This is a genomic window from Rhizobium sp. LEGMi-198b (assembly GCF_054114205.1).
Genome location: NZ_JBSYVH010000002.1, coordinates 1,040,678 through 1,066,303, shown reverse-complemented (window position 1 = coordinate 1,066,303; position 25,626 = coordinate 1,040,678). Strand labels below are relative to the sequence as shown.

The window sequence follows — 25,626 nt, the reverse complement described above, 5'->3', positions numbered from 1 at the left end:
ATCCTGCCCCGTCCGCAGCGATGAGCCTGCTGTCGGCAAGCATCTAGCGAACATCTTCACTGTTCAGCAATCGCGAGCCAGGAGCACTTCACATGGTAACGTGGAAACCCGATCCGAGCTTTTATCCGTCACCGCGCATGGCCATGAAGGCGGCGCCGGAGACGCTTGCCTATGTCGTTGCCTTCGATCCGACGCGAGCGGTTCCCGACGAGCTCGCGGTCGTCGATGTCGATCCCAATTCAGCCTCTTACGGTCAGATCGTCACCTCCGTCGCGATGCCCAATGTCGGTGACGAGTTGCATCATTTCGGCTGGAATGCCTGCTCGTCCTGCCTTTGCCCGAATGCGCCGCATCCGCATGCGGAGCGCCGTTATCTGGTCGTGCCGGGATTGAGGTCTTCGCGCATCCACATCATCGATACCAAGCCCGATGGCCGCAAACCATCGATCGTCAAGGTCATCGAGCCCGGCGAAGTCGCCGAGCGCGCCGGATATTCCCGGCCCCACACCATTCACTGCGGACCGGAAGGGATCTATGTCGCCGCTCTTGGCAATGCCGAGGGGAAGGGACCGGGCGGGGTGTTCCTCATGGATCACGAGACCTTCGAGGTGCGCGGCCAATGGGAAATGGATCGCGGACCGCAGCAGCTTTCCTATGATGTCTGGTGGCACCTTGGTCACGATACGCTCGTCACCAGCGAGTGGGGTACGCCGGATACATTCGAAAATGGCCTGATTCCGGAAGTCCTGCTCGGCGCAAAATATGGCCGCCGTCTGCATTTCTGGGATCTGCACAAGCGCAAGCATCTGCAGACGATCGATTTCGGAGACAAGTATCAGCTCGTATTCGAACTCAGACCCGCGCATGACCCGACCAAGGCCTATGGTTTCGTCAACTGCGTTCTCAGTCTTGAGGACCTCTCCTCCTCGATATGGGTCTGGCATCGCGACGGCGAGAAGTGGGCGGTGACGAAGGTGATCGACATTCCAGCGGAGCCTGCCGATCCGGAGCAGTTACCGCCGATGCTCAAGGGTTTCGGTGCCGTGCCGCCGCTCGTTACCGACATCGATCTTTCGATGGATGACAGATTTCTCTACGTCTCCTGCTGGGGGACCGGCGATCTGCATCAGTATGATGTCTCCGATCCCTTCAAGCCGAAGCTGACGGGGAAGGTCAGGATCGGCGGCATCGTTTCGCGCGCGTCGCACCCGAAAGCGAAGAATGGCGCGCTGAATGGCGGCCCGCAAATGGTCGAGATCAGCCGCGATGGTCGCCGCGTCTATTTCACCAACTCGCTCTATGGCGCGATCGACGAGCAGTTCTATCCCGATGGCCTTTCCGGCTGGATGGTAAAGCTCGACGCGGGCGCGGACGGCGGCATTGCCTTCGACGAGAAATTCTTCGTCGAGTGGCCGAAATCGCATCGTCCGCACCAGGTCCGCTTGCAGGGTGGGGATTGCTCGTCGGATTCCTATTGCTATCCGTGAGCATAGGTCAGCCGGACGAGGCGCCCCATGAACGAACTCTGGCCCTGGATGCTGCTGGCGGGATTGGGCGCCTTTCATGGCCTCAACCCCGCGATGGGATGGTTGTTTGCCGTGGCGCTTGGCGTTCATCGGCAGAGTTCCGCAGCCGTGGTCAAGGCGGTGCCCGCCATTGCCCTTGGCCACGCCGTATCCATCGCGCTTGTTGCCGGAGCGGTGGTCGCTGTCGGTCTTTTTGTGGATCAGGGCGCCGTACGCACGGTCACGGGGCTGGGTCTCATCGCATGGGCTATCTGGCATCACTTTTATGGACACCGGCACCGCGTTCGCATCGGCATGCGTACTGGGCTTACGGGCCTCGTGCTCTGGTCGTTTTTGATGGCGACGGCCCACGGCGCCGGGCTCATGCTCCTGCCGGCCTTGATGCCGCTCTGCCTTGCGGGGTCACCATTGCATGACATCGGCGGGGATGCGTCCGCGGCGATGACGATTGCGGCCGTCGGTGTCCACACCCTTGCGATGTTAGTGGTCACAAGCCTCGTTGCCCTCGCGGTCTATCGCTGGGTCGGGCTCGAAATATTGCGCAGCGCCTGGATCAATGTGGATCTCGTATGGACGCTGGTTCTGCTTGGCACCGGTACTGTGCTGTTGGTCGTCTAGAGGTTGTGGAGATCCATCCCCATGCTTGCAAAGCGCAGCGGTGCATGCAAGTTTCCGACAGTCATGGGGAGGGAATCATGCACACTGCCACGCTGCTTGCCTTTGCCACTGTCTCCTTCATCGGCATCGCGACGCCGGGGCCGACCGTGCTCCTGGCATTGACCAACGGCTCGCGCTACGGCGTGCGCCGCGCCCTGGCGGGCATGGTCGGCGCCGTGCTGTCGGATTTCGTGCTGATCGGCGCGGTTGCCATCGGGCTCGGCGCGTTGCTGGCCGCCTCGGAATTCTGGTTTTCAGTGCTGAAATGGGCGGGTGCTGCCTATCTTGCCTTTCTCGGCATCATGATGCTGCGCTCCAAGGGAACGATCGACGGCATGCTCAAGGCCAGTGCCGGGCAGGCGAAAGGGACGATGCTGTCCATTGGAATGAAGAGCTTCATGGTCGCGGTGACCAATCCCAAGGGTTATCTGTTCTTCTCGGCCTTTTTGCCGCAGTTCATCGATCCTGCCGCACCGCAAATGCCGCAATATGCCATCCTCGCGGTGCTTTTCGCTTCGCTCGATTTCGCGATCATGTTCGGATACGCCGCTTTCGGCTCGCAAGCCGTGCGTTTCCTCAAGACGGAAGGTACGAAATGGCTGGAACGCGCCTGCGGTGGCACGCTCCTCGCCTTGGCCGGCTCGCTGGCGCTTTATCGTCGCGCGACGAATTGACGGTTAGTGGCGGTGCAGCGCCGTTTCGAAGAGGTCGGCATCGACATTGCCGCCGGAGGTGACCGCAATGACCGTGTCGCCGTCGATCTCCTTGCCATGAAAAAGGGCGGCCGCCAGCGCTACGGCGCCGCCCGGCTCGACGACGATCTTGAGGCGAGTGAAGGCGAGTGCCATGGCGTCCAGCGCTTCCTCGTCGGTCACGACAAGGCCGGGGCCGCAGAGGCGCTTCAGGATCGGAAAAGTAATATTGCCAGGCTGTGGAGTGATGATGGCGTCGCAGATCGAGCCCTGCAGAGCGGCGTTGCGTTCGATTTTGCCGGAGGCAAGAGAGCGGGTGGTGTCGTCAAAGTCCTTGGGTTCGCAGGGGCGGACCTTGAAGCCGGGCGCGCGGGCTTCCAGTGCCAGTGCAATGCCCGAGGTGAGGCCACCGCCGCCGCAGGGGACGAGCACGGTCGCGGCATCGATGCCCTCTTCGGCTGCCTGTTCGGCGATTTCCAGCCCGGTCGTTCCCTGGCCGGCGATCACCAGCGGCTCGTCGAAGGGCTTGATCAGGGTGAGGCCGCGCTCCTTGGAGAGCCGCGCACCGATCTCGTCGCGATCCTCCTTGATGCGATCGTAGAGTACGACCTCGGCGCCCAAGGCGCGGGTATTGGCGATCTTCAGTTTCGGTGCGTCCGTCGGCATGACGATGACGGCAGGGATGCCATGCAGTTGCGCGGCAAGCGCCACACCTTGGGCGTGATTGCCGGAGGAGAAGGCGATGACGCCCTTGGCGCGCACGGAGGGTTCCAGCCCGGAAACCGCCGACCAGCCGCCGCGAAACTTGAAGGAACCAGTATGCTGCAGGCATTCCGCTTTCACAAACAGCCGCCGCCCGGCGATCTCATCCAGGAATGGGGAGGAGAGAAGGGGAGTGCGTCGCGCGCGACCGTCGAGGCGATCGCGAGCGGCTTCAATCATTGCAATATCGACCATGGAAGGAACACTCTTCTGCTGCGGAAAGGCCGTTCATCCATAAAACGCCGTGGTTCTCTTTAAAACAACGACTTTGTCCCGGTGACACTTCAACCGGCATCCGACAAAGAAAGGTGGCCGACATCGTAGATCTGGACGCTAGGCCCCAAAACGTCTTTTGGCAGATCGGCAAGCAGACGGAAACGCACCTGCGTCCAACCGGCCGGCTCGAAGGCGGCGACGGAAGCAAGCGCTTCGCCGCGCGCGACCTCGCCAGCGGCTGCATCGCTTTCGCGCTGACGAATCTCGGAAAGCGGTGCGTAGGGCTCCATCTGAACGATCTCGCGGATGGCGAACCGGGCGTCGCGAATATCTGGCGAAATTGCAGTGTGCCAGACGACCCAGGTCTTCACCTGCGGCCAGCCGAAACTTTCCGTCACCCCGGCAAAGCCAGGACCGCAGATGAAATTGCTCAAGCCCTCATCCTTGTCCCAGACATAGAAGGGCGAATAGAGGTTCTCGCGGCTTCCTGTCCTGGCATCGCCTTTCCGGGCCGTGAGATAGGCCTTGAACTTCAGACCGGGAAAATTATCGAGCATAGGCCCCTTGTCGTGGATGCGGCGATCGATAATCGCCATGTCATAGTCGGCAGGCAGGGTGAAGCTGTATTGCATGGCAATCATGGTCAATCCTCCAGCCAGGTCACGGCGGCGCCGTTCTGTGCGGCCTGAATGCTGATATAGGCGAAGGTGCTGTCCGGCGTTGCGCCATGTCTGTGACGCTCGCCGGGTGCGAAGGTGATGCAGTCGCCGGCGCGCAGTTCCTCAGTCGGTTCGTCGTTACGTTGGGCAAGGCCGACACCCGACAGGACGTAGAGAATCTGGCCATGTGGATGGGTGTGCCAACGGGTCATGATGCCGGGTTCCAGCGTGCAGCGCATGGCAGTGAGCCCACCATCCTTGTTGTTTTCGACCAACATTTCGACCCAGAAGGGCGCATTGGCGATGCCCTCTGGCGAATGCTGCGTGGCGGTTCCGGCGCGATGGATCGGAAGTGGCTGTCGAATGCTTGTCTGGTTCATCGTCGTCAGGCCTGTTCGATCATCTGCGCGATGCCGTCTGCGAAGGACCAGTCCTCGCGCGTCGTCGTGATGATGTTGATCATGATATCTTCGGGCCGAATGCCCGGCGCATCCGCAAGCAGGGTGACGAGGCGGCGATAGAAGGCCTTCTTGACTTCGGTCGAGCGCGGTTTGCCGATGGTGATCTGGAAGAAAACGTAATTGTCCGAGCGCGGGCCGCCGAGATAGGTGCGGTCGAAGATCAGCTCGTTCGGCTCCAACTGATGGATTTCCTGAAAGCGATCCGTGGGCGGCACATCGAACGTTTCGACCATGGCGCGGTGGAAATTATCCGAGAGCGTCTGCAGATATTCCGGCGACTTGCCGCGGAGAAGGGAAATGCGGGTGAACGGCATGGGAAGCTCCTGTCATCTGTCCACTTGACGGGGCCACAATGCCACGGGATAATCATTCGGAAAATCAGATAATATTGGATCGATAGTCCCAAAAATGTGAATAGTTGATCATGCGGAAAGTTATCTTCGATCTCGACGTTCTGCGCAGCTTCGTGACAGGCATGGAACTTGGCAGCTTCGCCAAGGCGGCGGATCGGCTCGGGCGTTCGACGTCTGCGATCAGCGCGCAGCTCAAGAAACTGGAGGAACAGGCGGGCACGCCGATCTTCCGCAAGGCTGGGCGCGGGCTGGCGCTGACGGAAGCCGGCGAAACCATGCTCGCCTATGCGCGGCGGTTGCTGGATCTCAACGACGAGGCGGCGACTGCGCTTCAAGGCGCGGATCTGGAGGGATGGGTGCGGCTCGGCCTGCAGGAGGACTTCGGCGAGACACTCTTGCCGGAGGTGCTCGGCCGCTTTGCGCGCGCGCATCCGAAGGTGCGGATCGAGGCGCGCGTGGTCCGCAATGCCGAGCTGATCGAGCGCGTGACCTCCGGTAAGCTCGATCTGGCCCTTGCCTGGAGCGACGGGTTTCGCACTGCCCATACCGATCGGATCGCGGAGGTTCCGATGTGCTGGGTCGGGCCGGCGCATGGTGCCACCCATTGGCGTGCCGATAGCGGCGAACCGCTGCCGCTCGCGTCATTGGAAGCTCCCTGCCTGCTGCGGTCGATCGCGACCAAGGTGCTGGACCATGCGGGCATCGGCTGGCGCATTTCCTTCGTCAGCCCCAGCCTTGGCGGGCTCTGGGCTGCGACGGCGGCGGGGCTGGGCCTGACGGTGCGTACGCCGCTGGGTTTGCCGGACAAAGTGCGGCTTATGGTGTCAGGCGAAGCCGGTCTCCCGCCGCTGCCGAAGCTCGATCTCGTCTTGCATCGCGCCGAAGCGGAAGCGAGCCCGGCGACGGAGCGGCTGGCGTCGATCATGCTGCAGGCCGTGCGGCAAACGGTGGGCGCGACGCCACAGGGGCGGGTGTTTGTCGATGCGCCGGATTACGAACTCGTGACCGCCTGAGCGGCGGCGGCTTCGCTCGGTAGCACGGTCTTCAGGCGGGCGAGGCGGGCTTCCGCCTCCTGAGCGAAAGCCTGGAGGTCGCGTGACTGGCCGGCGAGGTGCTCCATCGCGGCGATGGCCACATCGGTCGCGAGATAGTCCGGCTTGTGGCCGAGATGGCGGATGGTGATGAGCTCGGCGCCCGCAATGTCGCGCGCAAGGCCTCGCGAATGCAGCTCTTCCATGACGATATCGTCACTATCGCCGGTGATGATGACGGTCGGCGCCGTGATCTCGCGGTAGCGTGGTGCTTGGGCGGAAACATAGGCGAGGAGATTGGCAACGTCGGCTGCGTTGTTGCGAAAGGCCCTTGGCCGCAACACCAGCTCCGGCGCGGTCTTCGCTATGTAATCGGCAGGCCGCTGATTGGGGCGGAAGACGCCGAGCGTACCGCTTTCGACACGGTGCAGGCCGAGCGGGATCACCAGCAGATGGGCAAAGAGCCAGCCGAAGACGGGAAAGGCGGCAAGCGTATAATACCAGTCGATTCCGCCCGGCCACGGGTGGGTCGCCGGTGCTAGGAAGAGCAGGCCAGCCGTCTTGTCGGGATGGCGCATGCCGAAGGCGGCGGCGATGGCGCCGCCGAAGGAATGGCCGACGATGATGGCGTTTTCGATGCAGCGTTTCTCCATTAATCTGGCAATCGCGTCGGCCTGGCCGGAGGGCAGGGCATTTTCCGGGCCGCCGCGTTCGGAATAGCCATGGCCGGGCCGATCAACGAAGAGCATTTCCGCCCGACCCGCGAGCGGACCGGCAAAGGCCTCGAATTGGTCGCGCAGATTGCCGCTGGCGCCGTGGATGAAGATCAGCGGCGGCAGATCGGCCGTGGCCGGGCGCGGCAAGTGCAGGGCGTTCATGCGGAATTCGCCGATATCGGTCAGCTCGCCGATATTGGGATAGGCCTGCTCGATCGCGCGTGTCTTATAGGCCGAGAATCCGGCTGCGGCGGCAAGAAGCAGAACAAGAGCACAAAATAGAACATCGATCATTGCAGTATGAAGTAGAGAATTGGACCACCAGCCTATCCGACGTTCATGACCTCTCGTCCGCCGTAGGCCTGCCCGTTGTTGTAAAACCCCAGATCATGCCGCTTACAGGTGGAATCACCAGCAAGCAGACAGATGCTCTAGGTGCGGCTGCCGGCGATTTTTTCAGAGAGGGTATTAAACTGGTCCTGGGCGGCGCGATTCGCTGGATAGATCTCAAGGAAGCGCTCCCAGGCCTTCAACGTCAGCTCGTCATTGCCGGTTTCGCTTAGGATCGCGGCCATGCCGGCAAGCGCGCCGAAGTGGCGCGGCTCTATCCGCAGCACCTGATTGATGTCTTCCATTGATTTGCGATAGTCGCCGATGGCATAATTCAGCGTCGCGCGGCGGTTCCAGCCCTCGGCATAATCCGGCTTCAGCGAGATCACCTGGTCCAAGAAATCCATGGCGGCGGCATTGCGCTTTTCCTGGATGGCCTTATCGGCCCACTGCATCAGGAGATTGATGGTGGCGCTGCCGGAATCGCTCCATTCCATGCGAATCTGGTCGGCGATAAGGCTCGCCTGGTCGGGATTGCGCTGGCGCTTCAACGCCGTGAAGAGATTATCGATCTGCTGCTTCGACGACAGGCTGCCGGACGCGGCGTTCGGATCTTTTTTCTCAACGATATTAGAATCATCCGCCATAGCGACATGCGGTGCGGCGGCGGTCAGAGCGAGGAGAATCGGCAAGGCCAGATATGACAAAGCAAAAATGCGCATGGCGGGCATAGTAGCCCGCCAATGTCGAAGATCAAAATAATTTTGATGTGATCATCTCAAGCGACCGCGAACGGTCCGCCTGGCCCATGGCCAGGCGCCACGCAAAATCAGCCCTGACGAGCCTTGTAGCGCGGGTTCAGCTTGTTGATGATGTAAATGCGGCCCTTGCGGCGGACCAGACGGTTGTCACGGTGACGCGCCTTGAGCGACTTGAGCGAATTCTTGATCTTCATTTTTCTGATCCGCGATGTTTGAGGGGGAATGTCACATTCGCCCGGTATCTTTAACAATCAAAAGCGCGCTCAGGGCGCGCTCTTTAGGGTGGGCAGCAAATACCCTGTCGCCTGGGCCCTGTCAACCATGTCAGGGGTTTTTTCCCAGGGCTGTTAGCGGCGAAGCTGCGTGACGTGGCCCATCTTGCGGCCGGGACGCGACTCCGTCTTGCCGTAGAGATGCACCAGCACGTCATCCTGGCTCAGCCAATCGGGAACCGAAAGGATATCGTCGCCGATCAGATTCTGCATCACGCAGTCGGAATGACGCGCCGGATTGCCGAGCGGCAGGCCGGCGACGGCGCGGATGTGCTGCTCGAATTGCGAGACAACGCAGGCCGCTTCCGTCCAGTGGCCTGAATTGTGCACGCGCGGGGCCATTTCGTTGGCAATCAAGCTACCGTCGGCAAGCGCGAAGAACTCAATGCCGATGACGCCGACATAGCCGAGCGCGGTCAAAATCTTCTCCGCCGCCACGCGTGCCGCCGCCGCCGTCTCCGCGGAGATTCTGGCGGGAAGGGTGGAGGTGTGGAGAATGCCGTTGCGATGGATATTTTCCGCCGGATCGTAGCAGGCGACGCTGCCGTCCAGGCCGCGGGCGGCAATGATGGAAATCTCCCGCTCGAACGCCACGAAGCTTTCGAGAATCAGCGGCACGCCGCCGAGCGCGGCATAGCCGCCTTTGGCGCTGTCGGCGGACGAGCGATAGACGCGCTGCCCCTTTCCGTCGTAGCCGAGACGGCGAGTCTTGAGCACGCCCTGGCCGCCGAAGTCGGCAAGCGCCGTTTCGAGATCGGCCTGGCTGTCGACGGCATGGAAGCGGGCGGTCGGAATGCCGCAATCGTTGATGAAGCGCTTTTCGGTCAGCCTGTCCTGCGCCATCTCCAGCGCCTTCGGCGGCGGGTAGACGGCAATATCTTTGGCAAGCCTTTCGGCGGCGGCGACCGGCACGTTTTCGAATTCATAGGTGACGACGTCGCAGCGCTTCGCCAGTTCGGCAAGCGCGATGGGATCGTCATAGGCGGCCACGATCTGGTCGTCCGCCACCTGCACGGCCGGGCAATCGGCTTGCGGCTCAAGGATGATCGTGCGGAAGTTCAGGCGAGCCGCCGCCATGGCCAGCATGCGGCCGAGCTGGCCGCCGCCGATGATGCCGATCGTTTTCGCCGTCATAGGTCGTCCATGGGATATTCTGCAACGGCAGCGCTCTGCCGGGCGCGCCATTCGTCCAGCCGCTCGGCGATATCCTCGTCGCCAAGCGCCAAGACGGCGGCGGCGAGAAGGGCGGCATTGATCGCGCCAGCCTTGCCGATCGCCAAGGTGCCAACGGGAATGCCTGCCGGCATCTGCACGATGGAAAGAAGACTGTCCTGGCCGGACAAGGCGCGGGACTGCACCGGTACACCGAAGACCGGCAGCGGCGTCATCGAGGCGGCCATGCCCGGAAGGTGGGCGGCGCCACCGGCACCCGCGATGATGACTTTAAAGCCCTCGTCGCGTGCGCCCTTGGCGAAGCTCACCAGCCGGTCCGGCGTGCGATGTGCGGAGATGATGCGCGCGTCATAGGTGATTTCCAGCGCTTCCAACGTGTCAGCGGCGTTCTTCATGGTTTCCCAGTCGGACTGGCTACCCATGATGATGGCGACGGGCGGTCTTTCTGTCATCATCGTCGCGTCTGCTCCTCAGGCGATAATGTCGGGAATGATCTGGTCTTCCAGCTTGGTGAGCTTGTCCTTGATGACGAGCTTCTTCTTTTTCATGCGCTGGATGCGGAGCGCGTCGCAGCCCGTCTGGATCATGGCGTCGATTGCGGCGTCGTAATCCTCATGTTCCTGACGCAACCGCGCCACGATCAGCCTGATTTCCGCCTGTTCCTGATCGGCCATTCCTATTTCCCCAATGCCCTGCGGACTCGTGCTCGTTCCGCCTCGTGAATTCCGCAAGCTCCTATCACCAAATGACGGTAACGGGAAGTTATCCTTCATCACGAATTTGCCGCTCATAAGCCACGTTTTGGCCTTCGACAAGGGTCCAATATTATGGCACAGTAGTAGGGTTGACACCTAGAGCTTTGGCGATGGATGGCCAAGGTTCGTAAGAGGAAGGAAGGGTCATATGACTGTTCAAGCTCATCTTGAATCGCTCGAAAAGAAACATGTCGCTCTCGAGGAGGAGCTACATTCTGCACTGACATCTCCCTCTATCAATGATAACGAAATAGCCGACATCAAGCGCAGAAAGCTGCGCCTCAAAGACGAAATCCAACGTCTGCGATCGTCAGTTCACTGACACAACGTCTTCCTGAGGACAGAAAGCCGCCGATCGTGGCAAGGAAGACAGGCGGGCCAAGAGGCCCTGAAACAATTCCTTTGTAATAGACGGTGACTACTCCAGTCGATATGGATGCGCCAACTTCAAAACGTGAGGAGTGGGAGTTGGCGCAACTTTCCTGACAAAGATCGGGAAATTGCTGCAGAGCGCGCGCAAGAGAGCCAGTCTCAGGCCCAGAACTGATCCAGCCACAAATTGAGCTTATCGAAACCGCGGCTGTTGACCGCGTAGATGCGTTTCGTGCCTTCGGTGGTGACGGAAACGAGATTGCTGTCGAGCAACGCCTTGAGATGCTGCGATACGGCAGGGCGGCTGATCGGCAGGCCCTGCGCCAGTTCGTTGACCGTTTTCGGTGCGCGGCGGAGCTCCTCCAGCAGGTGGCGCCGGTTCGGATCCGCGATGGCTGCGAAGGGGTCCATGATCGACATGGCGAGAAGCTACGTCAAACGCCAAAGAGCGGCAAGTCAATTGTGCGCCGCATGATGAATCATGTTGGTCGCGCCCTACTTTTGCTGTTGCGGAAGCAAAAGATTGGAAAAGTCGGGCATGTTCTCGTCGGATTTCTTCTTCCAGTAGGCCGCCTGCTGTGGGTCCTTGGGGACTCCTTGGCCCTGTTCGTACAGCATACTCAGCCAAAATGCGGAGAACGGTTCGCCCTGTTCCGCGGCTTTGCGAAACAATTCGGCCGCCTTGGCATAATCCTGATGTACGCCGCGGCCTGCGAGATACATCTCTCCCAATGCGAATTGTCCCTTAGCAATGCCCTGTTCCGCTAGCTTTTGAAACCAGAAGGCTGCCTGAGTGTCGTCCTGCTTAACGCCTCGCCCGTAAGCGTAGAGAGTGCCGACCATGCCTTGAGCCGTCACGTCCCCTTTCAGTGCTCTTTCGTGATAAAGCTTGAAGGCGGTGGCATAATCCGACTTCTGATAGGCTGTGAAGGCTTCATCTGGATCGGCCAGGGCGACCGTGCGAACCGCGCAAAGCGCTAGGCTCAATATTAATGCGAATATTATGCGCGCTAGTTTCATATGATTTATCACGAATCCCAACCAGTCGGCGATCAGTCCCCTAGCTTTATTTTGGTGCTGCGGCAAATATCAACTTGAGTCTTCCGTTGTCGGGCGGGCAATGCGCAGATCAGCGTCTGTTTCCCCTTGTCAGCAAGTGCTAACGGATTTACTCACAAGCATCGAATGGGTGCGCCATCCCTGATAAATGAACGCAAATATGGAAGCTTGCATGACCGTGCCCGAAGATCGCTGCCGCCTTGTTCTCATCGTTCCCGATATCGCCGATATAGAGGAGCAGGCGAAGGCGGTGGCTGACGCGTTGCGAGGCGGGGATGTGGCGTCGGTGATCATTCCGCAATATGGGCTCGACGACAGCACCTTTCAGAAGCATGCGGAAAAGCTGGTGCCGGTGGTGCAGGCGGCGGGTGCTGCGGCGTTGATTGCCGGAGATAGCCGTGTCGCGGGCCGCGCCAAGGCCGACGGGTTGCACATTACCGGCAATCTTGCCGAATTCACCGAGGCGGTCGAGAAATTCGTGCCGAAGCTGATCGTCGGCGGTGGCAGCGCCACGGACAGGCACAATGCGCTGGAGATCGGCGAACTGCGTCCCGACTATATCTTCTTCGGCAAGCTCGACGGCGACATCAAGCCGGAGGCGCATCCGAAAAACGTCGCACTCGGCGAATGGTGGGCCTCGATGATCGAGATTCCCTGCATCGTCATGGGTGGCACCGATCCGAAATCGGCGTTGGAGGTGGCTTTGTCGGGCGCCGAATTCGTGGCGCTGCGCACGGCCGTTTTTGCCGACCCTTCGGCGGCGCCGTCCATCGTTGCGGAAGTGAATGCGCTTCTCGACGAAAAAGCGCCACGGTTTGAAGATTGATAGCAATCCATGTCGCTCACGCCTCGATTCCGTCACCGTTTCTTTGTTGCTGCGCTCGCCGTTGAGCTGACGGCATTGCCGCCGCTGGCGGTGGCCCAATCGAACAACAGCGATACGTCGCTGCCCGGCATTACGACACAGCCGGAAAAGGGCAGCAGGCCCACCGATAGCGGCCAGTCCGACGATGCCGCGCAGCCGGATGAGACTGCGGCGCCGGACGATAGCGCGCCGGTGCAAAATGATAGCGTGGTGACGCGGCCATTGAATGCCACCGTCGGCACTTTCAAGACGGAGAAGGTCGGGCCCGGCGCCGAGCCGAAAGCCGACGATGCCATCAAGCCTTCCCAGGGTGTCGGCGTCTTTGATCGCATGGGCGCGAAGCTGCCCGACCTGCCGCCGGAAAAGCCCTTTACCGGCAAGGTCGACGAAGCTTATGGCGCTTTCCAGCGCGGCTATTACCTGACCGCGTTCCAGAAAGCCTTGCCGCGGGCGCAGCTCGGTGATCCCGCGGCGCAGACCCTGCTTGCAGAACTGATGTCGCAGGGCCTCGGCGTCAAACGCGACACCAAGGACGCTGCCTTCTGGTATGGCAAGGCGGCCGAGGGCGGCGATGCGACATCGATGTTCAAATACGCGTTGCTCCTAATGGAAGGGCGCGACGTGCCGCGCGACGAGAAGAAGGCGGACGAATGGATGAAGAAGGCGGCCGATGCCGGCCAGGCATCCGCCGAATTCAACTGGGGGCAGAGCCTGACGGCGGACAATCCCGGCATCAAGGGCCTGCAGATGGCGCTTCCATATTATGAAAAGGCGGCGCAGCAGGGCATTGCCGATGCGCAATATGCCGTCTCTCAGCTCTATCTCAATCTGCCCGACCTGCCGCAGGAGAAGAAGGAACAGGCCCGTGAATGGCTGTCGCGCGCCGCCAATGCGGGGTTCGACACCGCCCAGCTCGACATGGGCATTTGGCTGATCAACGGGATCGGCGGCAAGCAGGACCTGGAAAACGGTTTCAACTGGATGAAGGTCGCCGCCTATCGCGGCAATGTCGTTGCGCAGAATAAGCTGGCGCATCTCTATATCAACGCGCTCGGCACGAAGCAGGACCCGGTCGCTGCGGCTACCTGGTATGTCATCTCGCGCCGCGCCGGTCTCAAAGATCCGGAGCTCGAGGATTTTTACCAGGGCATCGAGGACTATCAGCAAAAGGCCGCGATCGACGCCGCGAACAAGTTTCGCAGGTCGCAGTAATGCTTAGAGCGCGCTGCGTTTATTTGAACGCATGGCGCTCTACGTGAAAGTGAATCCCGCTAGAACAAAGCATCCGCGAAAAGATCTTCGTCGTTTGTTTTGGCCGGCGCTGCCGCAACCGGTGCCGCGCTGACGTCCATGGCGATGATATCGCGATGGACGTTGCGTTCCTGCGCCATCGTGTAGGTCTTAAAGATGCGGGCGCTGAGCGGCGCGATGATTTCTTCCAAATCGCTGACATCGGCCATATCGCTGCCGGCCATGTCTTCGAGCGTACCGGCACAATTTGCCAAGGTTTCGCCGAGGTCGCGCTGGAAGTCGAGTTTGCCGATAGACAGCATAATCTTGTTTGCCACTTCACGGCCATGGCCCGAGAGGGTTTCCAACTCGCCATCCATGATGTTGGCGGCGGCGCGGATGGTGTCGACGGCCGAGATCAGCCTCTCGTCCAATCGATAGTCTGAGGCCTCCTGGCCCGAGGCGACGTGGCCGGCTGCCGTTTCGAGAGATGCGAGGCCGGAGACGATCGCGTCAGCGGATTCATCGAGCTTTGCCGCAAAGATACGTAGTTCGGCGGTGACGACGTTGATCGAACGGCCTTCTTCGCCCATGCGGCTGCAGCGCAGATTGGTGTTGAGCGCCATGTAGTGGATGTCGGTCTTGACGGCGCGGATGGTCTCGATGCGGTGCAACAGGTTCGAGGCCGTGCCGAGCGTCGACTGGCTGATGCCGTCGGCCTGAATGCGGGCTGTTTCGACCTGTTTGACGATCGTGTGGGCGGCGGAGACGCTCTGTTCCAGTGCGCGCAGCACATTGCCGTCGCCGCTTCTGCCGTCGGGCTTCATGGCGTCGCGCAGCTTCAGGATTTCCTGCGTGTCATGGCTGAAGCTGGCGATCGTCTTGACGACGCTACCGGACTCCCGCTGGAAGTCCGTGACCATGTCGCGCATTTGTGCCGCCGTCAGGTGATGAATGACATTTTCGAGCCGCTGGCGGGCATCGGTATCGAGCTTGCTGCCCTCGCCGCTTGCGAGAAATTCTTCCAGAAAAGCAAAGGCGCTTTGTATGTGCTCGATGCGCTGGCGGGTAATGTCGCCGATTTGCAGAGCCGAAAGGGTGGTCGCGACCTTGCTTTGCACGCCGCGGGCGATAGCGCCAACTTCGGCGGCGATCACAGCGAGTTCTTTACGGTGAGCAGCGATGGTGCGGGCATCCTTTTCCAGTGCTGCCACCACTTGCGGAACGTTGCGGTCATAGGCCTTCGCGGTGGTGGCGCCAAAGCCCATGGCGACCTTCAACTCGCGTTCGAGGGCGCCGAGCTGCTGGGCGAAGGTGTTGACTTCATCGGTGCCGGAGTGAATGCGCTCCAGAATTTCCTCGGCAAAACCGGCAAATTCGGCAATGCCCGCACCGGTGATCTTCACCGTGACGGCGAAGGTACGCAGGTAACGCATGGTCTCCTGCATATCGGTGACATGGGCATGCAGCTTGGTGCCGGCCTCAGCCAGAACGGCGAAATTCTGCTGACGCCTGACCTCAAGTCCGGGCAGGTCGGACAGGCCGCTCACCGTCTGCAACAGATCGGTGGTAGTGTCGCTGGCGCCATCGCTGTCGAGCGCCTTGGTCAACCTGTCGAGGGATGACAGGAGTTGGTTCAGAACCTCCATGACGGACAGGAGAACAGCGCCGCCGTCGAGAAAGCGTTTCTCAACCTCGCTGCGCGCCGCTTCCAGGGTGCGGCTGACATCCATGGCCTGCGGGAATCCCCGTGGGCGGTCGATGCGGCGTGCCAGCGCTGTTGCGTATGTCATGTCTGTCCCTTTACTTGGAAAAAGGCCTGTTTGACTCAACTCTTAAATGTGGGATGGAAAATTCCGGTAAATTCTCCGGACTCGTGGGCGTTGCATGCCGGACTTTCCCCGGCAGCGTTAATATTCACTCACCGGAAAGTGCGTGTTTTGATCTATTCGATTTAACCGCCTGAATCCCAATCATATTTTCATCGTAAAATTTGAGTGGTCATTTATGCCAGGTGAGAATTCACATCCCCTGAAACGACGAATTATACAACCTGTGTTTACTCCCTCTTAAGGCTGACATGAGATTCAATAGTTATTGCTCAAGTATTCGTTTGGTAGCGGGGCCAGATTTGAAATGGATGATAAATATTCCGAATCTATTTCCCTGCCGAATATCCTAAGCATCAGGAACATTTCCGAAATTTATCAAAGTATGACTTTGAAGCTTCGGGACGGCAAAATGCTTGTCCTCGAAGTCGCCGACGATGCGGAAGCCGATTTGAGCTTCGTGCAATTGGTCGAGTCGGCAAGGATGGAGGCGAAGGCCTCCGGCAAAACACTTCGTCTTTCTTCGCCGGCTAGCGGTTCTGTTTTGAAAGTCTTGCAGAGGGGCGGGTTCGTCGACGCCTTTACGGCGGAGGATGCGCAATTCTGGCTCCATAAAGAGGTACATTCATGAGTGCGAAGATTTTGACTGTCGATGATTCCGCCAGCATCCGTCTGACGACCAAGGTGACGCTGACCAATGCCGGTTACGAGGTCACCGAGGCGGAGAATGGTGCCGAAGGCCTGGATAAGGCCAAGGCCGGGCACTTCGATCTCATCGTGACCGATCTCAACATGCCCGTCATGGACGGACTGACCATGATCGAGGAGCTGCGCAAGCTGCCGGCTCACATGGGCGTTCCGATCATCTTCCTGACGACGGAATCCGATGCTGATCTCAAGGCGCGCGCCAAGGCCGCCGGCGCCACCGGCTGGCTGACCAAGCCTTTCGATCCGGAAAATCTCGTCAAAATCATCAAGAAAGTGCTGGGCAGATGAACTCGCTCGATCCAATTGCTGTCTTCCGTACCGAGGCTGCAGAATGCCTGGAGCAGATCGAGGCAGGCCTTTTGGATCTCACGCATCAGCTCGATGACAAGGCTTTGATCGATGCCGTGTTCCGGGGCCTTCATACACTGAAGGGTTCGGGCTCCATGTTCGGCTTCGATGCGCTCGCCGGCTTCACCCATCATTGCGAAACCGCCTTCGACCGCGTCCGTAAGGGCCAGGCGCCGGCAACGGCCGAGCTCGTCGCCGCCGTTCTCGACGCGCAGGACCATATGCGCGCCCTAGTCGACGATCCCAACGGCAATCACGAAGCCACCAGCCAACGTCTTCTGGCGCAATTGCATGCAGCAGTCGGCGGCGCCGGCGATGCTGCAAAGCCGGTTCAGGCCGTCGCCGTGACTGCGCCTGTTGTGACGGACAAGCGAAAGACCTGGCGCATTCGTTTCAGCCTGCCACAGAACGCGATGATCAACGGCACCAATCCGCTAGGGTTGCTGGATGAGCTGCGCGATCTCGGCGAATGCCGCATCCTCGCCAACACCTCGGCCATTCCGCCGCTGAGCGTGCTGGTGCCTACGGAATTGCATCTTTCCTGGGATGTCACTGTTACGACCGAGCAGCCGCGGTCGGCCATCGACGATGTTTTCATCTTCGTCATGGACGACATGCAGCTTGATGTCGAGGAAATCGATGGCAATGCAGTTGCTGCAACGCCGGATGAGCCCGCCGTTTCGGCTGCCCCGCAGGCGGTCGTTGCTCCCGCCGCGCCGGCGGCTGCCGAAATTGTCCCGGTCAAACGGGAAGTGGCGGCACCTGCAGCGCCGGTTGCCGACCAGCGACAGGCAAAGGCTGCCGAAAGCGTTCGCGTTCCGGCTTTGCGTCTCGATGAACTTATGGACCGTGTCGGCGAACTGGTCATCGCACAATCGCGCCTAAGCCAGTTGGCCAGTGCCAGCGCCGATATCGGGCTGAGATCGGTATCGGAAGAGATCGAGCGCTTGTCCGGCGAGTTGCGCGATACGATGATGGTGCTGCGCATGGTGCCGGTCGCAAGCCTCTTCAACCGTTTCCGCCGCCTGGTGCATGATCTGGCGCGAGAGACCGGCAAGGTCATCGAGCTCGTCACCGAAGGCGAGACGACGGAGGTCGACAAGACCGTGATCGAGCGGCTTGCGGATCCGTTGGTGCATCTGGTGCGCAATTCCATCGATCATGGCCTTGAGCCGCCGGAAGAGCGTCTTGCTGCCGGCAAGGCCGAAGCTGGAACTATTGTATTGTCGGCCCGGCAATCGGGTGGCGAAGTCATCATCTCGATCAAGGACGACGGCCGCGGTATCAATCGAGAGCGCGTTCGCGCCAAGGCGGAATCGTCCGGGTTGATCCAGCCGGGTCAGCAGCTCAGCGATGCCGAGCTCCTGCAGCTCATCTTCGCACCCGGATTTTCGACGGCGGCGCAGATCACCAATCTTTCCGGCCGCGGCGTCGGCATGGATGTGGTGAAGCAGACGGTGGAAACGCTACGCGGCACCATCGATATCGTCAGCCTGCCGGGGCAGGGGTCCGATGTATCATTGCGCATTCCGCTGACGCTCGCCATCATCGACGGTCTGCTCGTGCGCGTCGGCGCCGGGCGCTACGTCATTCCGCTGTCGGCGGTCGAGGAATGCCTGGAATTGTCGCTGGAAGAGGACCTGCGCTCGCGTGGCCGCAGTTTCATTTCGCTGCGCGACAGCCTGGTGCCTTTCCTGCGGTTGCGGGACGTATTCCGCACCGGCACCAAGCCGGACGTGCATCAGAAGGTCGTCGTCATCTCGACCGGCACGGAGCGGGTCGGCCTGGTGGTCGATCAGATCATCGGCGACCACCAGACGGTGATCAAATCCATGTCGAAGCTGCACAATGACGTCGCGCATTTCTCCGGGGCTACGATTCTTGGTGACGGCAGCGTCGCCCTCATTCTCGATGTCGTGCATCTGGTCGCGGCCGGCCAGCAACAGGAGGCGCATCTGCGTGCAGCGGGATGAGCGGAAAAGCCAGGAAATCCGACAATCTCTGGAATGGCACTCATTGGAATGAAAACGGCGAGGTCGAAGTTCTGACCTTCGATCTTGCCGGTGAAACCTTCGCCCTCGAGGCGGTCATGGTTCAGGAAATCCTGGACATTCTGCCGGAAACCGCCGTTCCCGGCAGCCAGCCCTTCGTGGGCAGCGTCATCAACTTTCGCGGCAAGGTGATACCCCTTGCCGATCTCCGTCTCGCTTTCGGCATGGAAGCGGCGGAAGCGACTATCGATAGCCGTATCATCGTTATCGAACTTGACCTGCAGGATGAACCCACGCTCGTGGGTCTGCGGACCGACAAGGTGAATGAAGTCACCACACTTGCAAAAGCTTCCAGTGAAGCACCGCCTAGCGTGGGGATGCGTTGGCGTCCCGACTACATCAACTGCCTGGTCAAGCGCGGAGGGGAATTCATCATTCTCCCCAATCTGCAGGCGATTTTTTCCGCCCGGCGAAACAAGGCGCTTTCCGCCTGAACATTGCCGCGGCCGAATTTTCGAGGGAAGCAAGACGATGCGTCTAACGATCAAAGCCAAGCTGGTGGGGGCGTTCGCCTTCATCATCCTCATGCTGATAGGCACGGCCGGCTACGGCCTCATGAGCCTCAGCGCTTTCAACGATACCATCAGCAACGTGCTCGAAGGCCCCGTGGAGCGACTGGAGTTGACACAGCAGGTCAACATCTCCCAGCTCCAGGTCATCCGTCAGCAGAAGAACCTTCTTGCGGCCCACAGCGACGATGAAGCCAAGGCTGCGCTCGCTGCCGGCGACGTGGCACGCAAGCAGCTTGCCGACACCTTGGCGGCCGTGGACAAGGTCGCTACCGAAGAAAGCCGCGCTCATTGGGACTCCGTCGAAGCCATCGCAACGAAGTTCATCCAGGCCGACGACCAGATTCGGCAACTGCTGAAGGCAGGCGACAAGGAAGGCGCAAGCAACATCTCCGTTACCGATGCCCGCCGGGCCGCCAACGAGATCGACAAGGCTCTCGAAGCTCTGCTCGCCACCGAGAAGCAGAAAATGAAGGAAGCGGACGACGGCGCCGATGTGCAATATGCCGGCACCCGCCTGACGATGCTCGTTGCCGCAGGTGTCGCACTGCTGATTGCAGCCGTGACCGCGTTTTGGATCGCAAACACGATCAGCAAGGGTCTCGCCCGCGCCAATACCGTCGTTCGAGAAGTTGCCGAGGGCGATCTGACCAAGACGGCGGAAATCACCAATCACGACGAAATCGGCGCATTGCTCGGCAACGTCAATGTCATGATCGAACGTCTGCGCGGCGTGGTTGCCGATGCGCTGGGTGCGGCTGACAACGTCTCCTCGGGCAGCCAGCAGCTTTCGGCAAGCTCGGAGCAGGTGTCGCAGGGTGCGACCGAGCAGGCGGCTTCGGCCGAAGAGGCCTCAGCTTCGATGGAGCAGATGGCGGCCAACATCAAGCAGAATGCCGACAATGCCGCCCAAACGGAAAAGATTGCCCGCCAGTCGGCCAGGGATGCGGAAGCAAGCGGCGATGCCGTCACTCGCGCCGTCAGCGCCATGCGCACGATCGCCGAAAAGATCGGCATCGTGCAGGAGATCGCCCGCCAGACCGATCTGCTCGCTTTGAACGCGGCCGTCGAAGCGGCTCGTGCCGGCGAACATGGCAAGGGCTTTGCGGTTGTCGCCTCGGAAGTGCGCAAGCTTGCCGAACGCAGCCAATCGGCTGCTGCCGAGATCAGCTCGATGTCGAGCGATACCGTCAAGGCTGCGGCGGAAGCCGGCGAGATGCTCGGCCGTCTGGTGCCGGATATCCGCAAGACCGCCGAACTCGTCTCCGAGATCAGCGCCGCCTGCCGCGAGCAGGACATCGGTGCCGCCCAGATCAACGAAGCGATCCAGCAACTCGACAAGGTGACGCAGCAGAATGCCGGTGCCTCGGAAGAGATGTCGGCCACTTCGGAAGAGCTGGCAGCGCAGGCTGAAGAGCTGCAGGCCTCTATTGCCTTCTTCAAGGTCGATACGGCAGGCAGCAAAGTCACGGCCAGGAAGTTGCCCGCCAAGGTCGGTCACAAGGCTGCCGCTGCGCCGGCTGCCAACCGCCGTGCCACGTCTGCCGCGGTAAATTCCGTGCAGACCGTCGCTGCCCAGCAGGCCCGGGCCAAGGGTTTTGCCCTCGATCTTTCCATGGGTGGCCCGGATGCCGGCGACGCGGATTTCCGCGAAAGCGCCTGAGCGCTTCTTCGAGACCTCCGCCGGGACCGTCATGGTCCCGGCGTTCTGATATCCCCAACGTGTGTATGCGTTGGCGTCGTGGTTCTTGAGATGTCCAGTGACGGGGAGGTGAATGGATCGCTTTCCCCGGTTCGACGGCTCTCTTTATCGGTACGACGCTGTCAAACGGTGACGCCGTTCCGCAATACTCATTTGCCTCTTTATCTCTGGGGATAGGACATGCGCTTTTCCATCAAACTGAAATTAGGCCTCGCCTTCGGCACCATGACGCTGCTTTTGATTGGCATAGCGGTCTATGGCAGCATCAGTCTCGGTCACCTCAACGACGCCAGCAACGAGATGACCGAGGGACCGGTCAAACGGTTGCAACTGGCGCTCGACGCCAACATTGCCGCAGTTGAAGCCGTTCGTGCGCAGAAAGATGCGCTCATATCCAGCGGTGAGGCGGAAACCGCCTTTTATAAGGAGTCCAGCACTCATCTGGACACGATGTTCTCACAAGCCCAGGAGGGTCTCGCTGCCTCGGCGGCGGAAGGCAAGCTACTTTGGGAGAAATTGATATCGCTTGGCCAGACTTTCCGCCAGCGTTCCACCGACCTGCAGGCCCTCGAGGCCAAAGGTGATCATGCCGGCGCCGAGGCGCTTTCGGACGGCGAGCTGAGCGACCTGAACAATCAGATGACCGACGTGATCAACAAGCTGGTCGACATCCAGAAAAGGGAGTTGGCGGCCACGGATGCGGGCGGCGACCTTCTCTATGAAGACACGCTGATGATCCTGGCGATCGCCTCCGCCGTCGCGTTGATCATTGCATTGAGCGCAGCCTTCTGGATTACGCTCGGGATCAATCGCGGCCTGACCAAGGTGTCCAACATCGCCAAGGCGGTGGCGCTCGGCGACCTTGATCAGAAGGTCGAGGTCAGGACCAATGACGAGATCAAGGATCTGATCGATACCGTCAATGTCATGACATCGAACCTGCGCATCACCGCTGGCGTGGCGGGCCGCATCGCCATGGGCGATCTTTCCGTTGCCGTGAAGCCGCTCTCCGACAAGGACGTTCTCGGTCTGGCAATGCAGAGCATGGTCGCCAACTTGCGCGCCACCTCCGATATCGCCACGCAGATTTCCGACGGAGACCTGACGGTGACGCCGAAGCCGCTTTCCGACAAGGATGTGCTCGGCCTGGCGCTGGAGCAGATGATCGAACGTCTGCGCGGCGTGGTTGCCGATGCGCTGGGTGCGGCGGACAACGTCTCCTCGGGCAGCCAGCAGCTTTCGGCAAGCTCGGAGCAGGTGTCGCAGGGTGCGACCGAGCAGGCGGCCTCGGCCGAAGAGGCCTCAGCTTCGATGGAGCAGATGGCGGCCAACATCAAGCAGAACGCCGACAATGCCGCCCAAACGGAAAAGATTGCCCGTCAGTCGGCCAGGGATGCGGAAGCAAGCGGCGATGCCGTCACTCGCGCCGTCAGCGCCATGCGGACGATCGCCGAGAAGATCGGCATCGTGCAGGAGATCGCCCGCCAGACTGATCTGCTCGCTTTGAACGCGGCCGTCGAAGCGGCTCGTGCCGGCGAACATGGCAAGGGCTTTGCGGTTGTCGCCTCGGAAGTGCGCAAGCTTGCCGAACGCAGCCAATCGGCCGCCGCCGAGATCAGCTCGATGTCGAGCGATACCGTCAAGGCCGCTGCGGAAGCCGGCGAGATGCTCGGCCGTCTGGTGCCGGATATCCGCAAGACCGCCGAACTCGTCTCCGAGATCAGCGCCGCCTGCCGCGAGCAGGACATCGGTGCCGCCCAGATCAATGAAGCGATCCAGCAGCTCGACAAGGTCACGCAGCAAAATGCCGGTGCCTCGGAAGAAATGTCGGCCACTTCGGAAGAACTGGCCGCCCAGGCTGAAGAGCTGCAAGCTTCGATCGCCTTCTTCAAGGTCGATACATCGGCCAATCGCCAGCGCAGTGTTGTTGCGGCCAAGACGACCGACCGGGCTCCGGCTGCGGTCGCTCGTCAGGCGAAAGCGCCGAAACCCGCCTCCGTTCAGGCGCAGCAAGCGCGTCTCAAGGGCTTTGCCCTCGATCTCTCCATGGGCGGCCCGGATGATGCCGACGCCGAATTCAAGGAAAGTGCATGACCATGGCTTCACCTGCTCTGGAAGCGCAATTCGTCACCTTCAGCCTCGGCGAGGAAGTCTTCGCCGTAGCGGTCGAAGTGGTCCGCGAAATCCTCGATTATGCCGAGGCTTTCAAGATCCCCAACGGACCGGATTACCTGCTCGGCCTGCGCGATGTGCGTGGGCAGGGTGTGCCGACCATCGATCTCCGGCTGAAGCTCGGTCTTACCAAGACCGTTCCGACCCCGCATACCCGTGTGCTGGTGCTGGATATTCCGATGGAGGCCAAGGTGCTGACGCTCGGCCTTGTCGCCGACCGCGTCTTCGAGGTGACGCCCTTTCGGCATGACCAGATCGAAGCGGCCCCCGATATCGGCGTACGCTGGCGTTCCGACTACATCGCCGGCGTCGTGCGCCGGGAGAATGGTTTCGTCGTCATCGTCGATCTCGCCCGCTTGCTGTCGCGGGAAGACACCGTCGCGCTCGATCCGCATCGCGCCGGCCATGCCGCATAAGAATTCGTAAGGGGGTGGGTGAATGGGAACGGTTGCCGTTCAGGAGAGCCAAATCATCGGTGACCGCATCAGCACGCGGAATTTCGAGAAGCTGGCGCGTTTCATCTATGACTACAGCGGCATCAAGATGCCGTCGACGAAACTGACGATGCTGGAGGGGCGGCTGCGGCGGCGGCTGCGCGCCACCAACATCACGTCGTTCGACGATTATTGCGATTTCTTGTTCAACCATGGCGGCTTGGAACAGGAGACTGTCTATCTCATCGATGCAGTGACGACCAACAAGACCGATTTCTTCCGCGAGGCCAAACATTTCGAGTTCATGCAGACTGTGGCCTTGCCGGCGCTGTTGCGCGCCGGCCATCGCCGCCTGCGCGCGTGGAGTGCTGCCTGCTCGACAGGGGCGGAGCCCTATTCGATGGCGATGGTGATGGAGGAATTTTCCGAAAGCGAAGGTCGCATCGACTATGCAATCCTGGCGACCGATCTCAGCACCGACGTGCTGCAATCGGCCAGGAGCGGCATCTACGCGGACGACATGGTGTTGCCGGTTCCGGCGGAACTGAAGCGCAAATATGTGATGACCGCCAAAGTGCCGGGTAGGCGGGAGGTGCGCATCACGCCGCGTTTGCGTTCGAAGATCGGCTTCGGCCGGTTGAACCTCATGGATGAGAAATACCAGGTGGGGGATGCCATGCACATCATCTTCTGCCGTAATGTTCTCATCTATTTTGACAAGCAGACGCAGGCCGGCGTCCTTTCGCGTCTCTGCGATTGTCTCGTGCCCGGCGGCTATATATTCATCGGCCATTCGGAATCGATCACCGGCTTTGACCTGCCGCTGAAACAGGTTTCCAACACGGTCTTCCAGCGAATCTAGGCAGGCCTTCATGCCAAAGAAAATCCGCGTCCTGATCATCGATGACTCCGCCAGCGTACGCCAAACGCTGGCGGCGCTTTTGTCTGAAGACCCCGAGATCGAGGTGATGGGGGTGGCGAACGATCCCTTCATGGCCGCCCGCCGGATCCAGGAGGAGGTACCCGATGTCATTACGCTGGATGTCGAGATGCCGCGCATGGACGGCATCACCTTCCTGCGCAAGTTGATGTCGCAGCGGCCGATCCCGGTCGTCATGTGCTCCTCGCTGACGGAGGCGGGTTCGGAAACTTTGCTGCAGGCCCTGGAAGCGGGCGCGGTGGATATCATCCTGAAACCGCGGATTGGCGCTGCCGATTATCTGGCCGACGAGGCGATGCGCATCCGCGAGGTGGTCAAGAGCGCTTCGCATGCCAGGATGCCGAATGTCCGCCGCGCTGAGGCGCGTTCGGCATCCGCTTCGGGACCGACGAAGAAGCTGACGGCCGACGCCATGCTGCCGCCGCCGACCGGCCGCGCCATGGCGAAGACGACCGAGATGGTCGTCTGTGTCGGCGCTTCGACAGGCGGCACCGAGGCACTGCGGCAAATGTTGGAGGCGCTGCCCGCCAATGCGCCGGGCATGGTCATCGTACAGCACATGCCGGAGAGGTTTACCGCCGCCTTCGCCAAGCGGCTGAACAGCCTCTGCGAAGTGGAAGTGAAGGAAGCGGCCGATGGCGATCCGGTTCTGCGCGGCCATGTGCTGATCGCCCCCGGCGACAACCACATGATGCTGGAGCGGCAGGGTGCGCGTTATCATGTGGCTATCAAGACCGGACCGCTGGTCTCGCGCCACCGTCCGTCAGTCGATGTCCTCTTCCGCTCGGCGGCGCGGGCGGCCGGATCGAATGCCATGGGCATCATCATGACCGGCATGGGCGACGACGGTGCGCGCGGCATGTTCGAGATGAAACAGGCAGGCGCCTATACCGTTGCCCAGGACGAGGCGACCTCCGTCGTTTTCGGCATGCCGAAGGAGGCGATCGCCCGCGGCGGCGTCGACCGTGTCGTGCCGCTCGAGCAGATCGCCCGCGAGATCCTGATGGCGCAGCAGAAATTCTAGGCTGGATAATCGTCGATTT

29 protein-coding genes are annotated in these 25,626 nt (G+C 60.8%); 16 read left to right on the top strand and 13 right to left on the bottom strand.

What is annotated here, in order from left to right:
- The first annotated feature begins 92 nt into the window (after positions 1 to 92).
- From ACXHXG_RS11850 to ACXHXG_RS11840, 3 genes are all read left to right on the top strand, one after another.
- Complete coding sequence (locus ACXHXG_RS11850) at positions 93 to 1,487, top strand: selenium-binding family protein (protein WP_104824222.1); 1,395 nt, start codon at positions 93 to 95, stop codon at positions 1,485 to 1,487.
- Between the two features lie 27 nt (positions 1,488 to 1,514).
- On the top strand, positions 1,515 to 2,144 hold the full coding sequence (locus tag ACXHXG_RS11845; protein WP_283047328.1) for a hypothetical protein: 630 nt from the start codon (positions 1,515 to 1,517) through the stop codon (positions 2,142 to 2,144).
- Positions 2,145 to 2,221: 77 nt separating this feature from the next.
- Positions 2,222 to 2,857 (top strand): LysE family translocator, encoded by a 636-nt coding sequence (locus ACXHXG_RS11840; protein ID WP_457899371.1) that lies wholly within the window; start codon positions 2,222 to 2,224, stop codon positions 2,855 to 2,857.
- A 3-nt stretch (positions 2,858 to 2,860) separates the two neighbouring features.
- Here the strand turns inward: ACXHXG_RS11840 and ACXHXG_RS11835 are convergent, their stop codons facing one another.
- The 4 genes from ACXHXG_RS11835 to ACXHXG_RS11820 all read right to left on the bottom strand — a co-directional run bounded on the left by ACXHXG_RS11835 (position 2,861) and on the right by ACXHXG_RS11820 (position 5,287).
- Complete coding sequence (locus ACXHXG_RS11835) at positions 2,861 to 3,832, bottom strand: threonine ammonia-lyase (protein ID WP_457899370.1); 972 nt, start codon at positions 3,830 to 3,832, stop codon at positions 2,861 to 2,863.
- Positions 3,833 to 3,921: 89 nt separating this feature from the next.
- On the bottom strand, positions 3,922 to 4,494 hold the full coding sequence (locus tag ACXHXG_RS11830; RefSeq protein ID WP_457899369.1) for a DUF4865 family protein: 573 nt from the start codon (positions 4,492 to 4,494) through the stop codon (positions 3,922 to 3,924).
- Positions 4,495 to 4,496: 2 nt separating this feature from the next.
- Positions 4,497 to 4,892: a cupin domain-containing protein gene (locus tag ACXHXG_RS11825; RefSeq protein WP_457899368.1), complete on the bottom strand. Its 396-nt coding sequence runs from the start codon at positions 4,890 to 4,892 to the stop codon at positions 4,497 to 4,499.
- A 5-nt stretch (positions 4,893 to 4,897) separates the two neighbouring features.
- Entirely contained in the window at positions 4,898 to 5,287 is a 390-nt protein-coding gene (locus tag ACXHXG_RS11820) for a tautomerase family protein (protein WP_104824217.1), read from the bottom strand.
- 110 nt (positions 5,288 to 5,397) lie between these two features.
- On the opposite strand from ACXHXG_RS11820, the gene ACXHXG_RS11815 reads away from it, so the two are divergent.
- Positions 5,398 to 6,339 carry a LysR substrate-binding domain-containing protein gene (locus ACXHXG_RS11815; RefSeq protein WP_457899367.1) on the top strand — a complete coding sequence of 314 codons (942 nt, stop codon included), beginning with the start codon at positions 5,398 to 5,400 and terminating at the stop codon, positions 6,337 to 6,339.
- Here the strand turns inward: ACXHXG_RS11815 and ACXHXG_RS11810 are convergent.
- The 6 genes from ACXHXG_RS11810 to ACXHXG_RS11785 all read right to left on the bottom strand — a co-directional run bounded on the left by ACXHXG_RS11810 (position 6,318) and on the right by ACXHXG_RS11785 (position 10,283).
- Positions 6,318 to 7,367: an alpha/beta fold hydrolase gene (locus ACXHXG_RS11810; protein ID WP_457899366.1), complete on the bottom strand. Its 1,050-nt coding sequence runs from the start codon at positions 7,365 to 7,367 to the stop codon at positions 6,318 to 6,320. The two genes, ACXHXG_RS11815 and ACXHXG_RS11810, sit on opposite strands and share 22 nt — an antisense overlap.
- A gap of 137 nt (positions 7,368 to 7,504) precedes the next feature.
- Entirely contained in the window at positions 7,505 to 8,134 is a 630-nt protein-coding gene (locus tag ACXHXG_RS11805; RefSeq protein WP_457899365.1) for a tetratricopeptide repeat protein, read from the bottom strand.
- A 98-nt stretch (positions 8,135 to 8,232) separates the two neighbouring features.
- The gene (gene ykgO, locus ACXHXG_RS11800; RefSeq protein WP_003582204.1) at positions 8,233 to 8,358 is read right to left on the bottom strand and encodes a type B 50S ribosomal protein L36; all 126 of its coding nucleotides are present in this window, start codon (positions 8,356 to 8,358) and stop codon (positions 8,233 to 8,235) included.
- A 153-nt stretch (positions 8,359 to 8,511) separates the two neighbouring features.
- A complete protein-coding gene (locus tag ACXHXG_RS11795) occupies positions 8,512 to 9,570 on the bottom strand; it encodes a 5-(carboxyamino)imidazole ribonucleotide synthase (protein ID WP_457899364.1) in 1,059 nt (352 codons plus the stop codon).
- Positions 9,567 to 10,061: a 5-(carboxyamino)imidazole ribonucleotide mutase gene (purE, locus tag ACXHXG_RS11790; protein WP_028752912.1), complete on the bottom strand. Its 495-nt coding sequence runs from the start codon at positions 10,059 to 10,061 to the stop codon at positions 9,567 to 9,569. Before purE ends, ACXHXG_RS11795 begins: the two co-directional genes overlap by 4 nt.
- 18 nt (positions 10,062 to 10,079) lie before the next feature.
- Positions 10,080 to 10,283: a YdcH family protein gene (locus ACXHXG_RS11785; protein WP_028752913.1), complete on the bottom strand. Its 204-nt coding sequence runs from the start codon at positions 10,281 to 10,283 to the stop codon at positions 10,080 to 10,082.
- 229 nt (positions 10,284 to 10,512) lie between these two features.
- Between ACXHXG_RS11785 and ACXHXG_RS11780 the strand changes: the two genes are divergently transcribed.
- Complete coding sequence (locus ACXHXG_RS11780) at positions 10,513 to 10,686, top strand: YdcH family protein (protein WP_457899363.1); 174 nt, start codon at positions 10,513 to 10,515, stop codon at positions 10,684 to 10,686.
- Positions 10,687 to 10,895: 209 nt separating this feature from the next.
- On the opposite strand, the gene ACXHXG_RS11775 is transcribed toward ACXHXG_RS11780, so the two are convergent.
- Together ACXHXG_RS11775 and ACXHXG_RS11770 are read right to left on the bottom strand one after the other, a co-directional pair.
- The gene (locus ACXHXG_RS11775) at positions 10,896 to 11,156 is read right to left on the bottom strand and encodes an ArsR/SmtB family transcription factor (RefSeq protein WP_104824212.1); all 261 of its coding nucleotides are present in this window, start codon (positions 11,154 to 11,156) and stop codon (positions 10,896 to 10,898) included.
- A gap of 75 nt (positions 11,157 to 11,231) precedes the next feature.
- The gene (locus ACXHXG_RS11770) at positions 11,232 to 11,756 is read right to left on the bottom strand and encodes a tetratricopeptide repeat protein (RefSeq protein ID WP_457899362.1); all 525 of its coding nucleotides are present in this window, start codon (positions 11,754 to 11,756) and stop codon (positions 11,232 to 11,234) included.
- Between the two features lie 211 nt (positions 11,757 to 11,967).
- On the opposite strand from ACXHXG_RS11770, the gene ACXHXG_RS11765 reads away from it, so the two are divergent.
- Together ACXHXG_RS11765 and ACXHXG_RS11760 are read left to right on the top strand one after the other, a co-directional pair.
- Positions 11,968 to 12,621 carry a thiamine phosphate synthase gene (locus ACXHXG_RS11765; protein WP_457899361.1) on the top strand — a complete coding sequence of 218 codons (654 nt, stop codon included), beginning with the start codon at positions 11,968 to 11,970 and terminating at the stop codon, positions 12,619 to 12,621.
- Positions 12,622 to 12,630: 9 nt separating this feature from the next.
- Complete coding sequence (locus tag ACXHXG_RS11760) at positions 12,631 to 13,872, top strand: tetratricopeptide repeat protein (RefSeq protein ID WP_457899360.1); 1,242 nt, start codon at positions 12,631 to 12,633, stop codon at positions 13,870 to 13,872.
- A 59-nt stretch (positions 13,873 to 13,931) separates the two neighbouring features.
- Here the strand turns inward: ACXHXG_RS11760 and ACXHXG_RS11755 are convergent, their stop codons facing one another.
- On the bottom strand, positions 13,932 to 15,683 hold the full coding sequence (locus ACXHXG_RS11755) for a coiled-coil domain-containing protein (RefSeq protein ID WP_457899359.1): 1,752 nt from the start codon (positions 15,681 to 15,683) through the stop codon (positions 13,932 to 13,934).
- Positions 15,684 to 16,026: 343 nt separating this feature from the next.
- Here ACXHXG_RS11755 and ACXHXG_RS11750 point away from each other — a divergent pair, with 343 nt between their 5' ends.
- From ACXHXG_RS11750 to ACXHXG_RS11710, 9 genes are all read left to right on the top strand, one after another.
- Positions 16,027 to 16,350 carry an STAS domain-containing protein gene (locus ACXHXG_RS11750; protein ID WP_283047307.1) on the top strand — a complete coding sequence of 108 codons (324 nt, stop codon included), beginning with the start codon at positions 16,027 to 16,029 and terminating at the stop codon, positions 16,348 to 16,350.
- Complete coding sequence (locus ACXHXG_RS11745; RefSeq protein WP_457899358.1) at positions 16,347 to 16,715, top strand: response regulator; 369 nt, start codon at positions 16,347 to 16,349, stop codon at positions 16,713 to 16,715. The genes ACXHXG_RS11750 and ACXHXG_RS11745 overlap by 4 nt, the downstream gene beginning before the upstream one ends.
- On the top strand, positions 16,712 to 18,748 hold the full coding sequence (locus tag ACXHXG_RS11740) for a chemotaxis protein CheA (RefSeq protein ID WP_457899357.1): 2,037 nt from the start codon (positions 16,712 to 16,714) through the stop codon (positions 18,746 to 18,748). The genes ACXHXG_RS11745 and ACXHXG_RS11740 overlap by 4 nt, the downstream gene beginning before the upstream one ends.
- On the top strand, positions 18,745 to 19,260 hold the full coding sequence (locus ACXHXG_RS11735; RefSeq protein ID WP_245463893.1) for a chemotaxis protein CheW: 516 nt from the start codon (positions 18,745 to 18,747) through the stop codon (positions 19,258 to 19,260). The genes ACXHXG_RS11740 and ACXHXG_RS11735 overlap by 4 nt, the downstream gene beginning before the upstream one ends.
- Before the next feature lie 37 nt (positions 19,261 to 19,297).
- A complete protein-coding gene (locus ACXHXG_RS11730) occupies positions 19,298 to 20,998 on the top strand; it encodes a methyl-accepting chemotaxis protein (protein WP_283047303.1) in 1,701 nt (566 codons plus the stop codon).
- 219 nt (positions 20,999 to 21,217) lie between these two features.
- Positions 21,218 to 23,131, top strand: a complete 1,914-nt coding sequence (locus tag ACXHXG_RS11725) for a HAMP domain-containing methyl-accepting chemotaxis protein (protein WP_457899356.1) — start codon at positions 21,218 to 21,220, stop codon at positions 23,129 to 23,131.
- Entirely contained in the window at positions 23,128 to 23,625 is a 498-nt protein-coding gene (locus ACXHXG_RS11720; RefSeq protein ID WP_457899355.1) for a chemotaxis protein CheW, read from the top strand. The genes ACXHXG_RS11725 and ACXHXG_RS11720 overlap by 4 nt, the downstream gene beginning before the upstream one ends.
- A 22-nt stretch (positions 23,626 to 23,647) precedes the next feature.
- Positions 23,648 to 24,505: a CheR family methyltransferase gene (locus ACXHXG_RS11715; RefSeq protein WP_457899354.1), complete on the top strand. Its 858-nt coding sequence runs from the start codon at positions 23,648 to 23,650 to the stop codon at positions 24,503 to 24,505.
- A 10-nt stretch (positions 24,506 to 24,515) separates the two neighbouring features.
- Positions 24,516 to 25,607: a protein-glutamate methylesterase/protein-glutamine glutaminase gene (locus tag ACXHXG_RS11710; RefSeq protein WP_104824203.1), complete on the top strand. Its 1,092-nt coding sequence runs from the start codon at positions 24,516 to 24,518 to the stop codon at positions 25,605 to 25,607.
- Positions 25,608 to 25,626 lie beyond the last annotated feature (19 nt).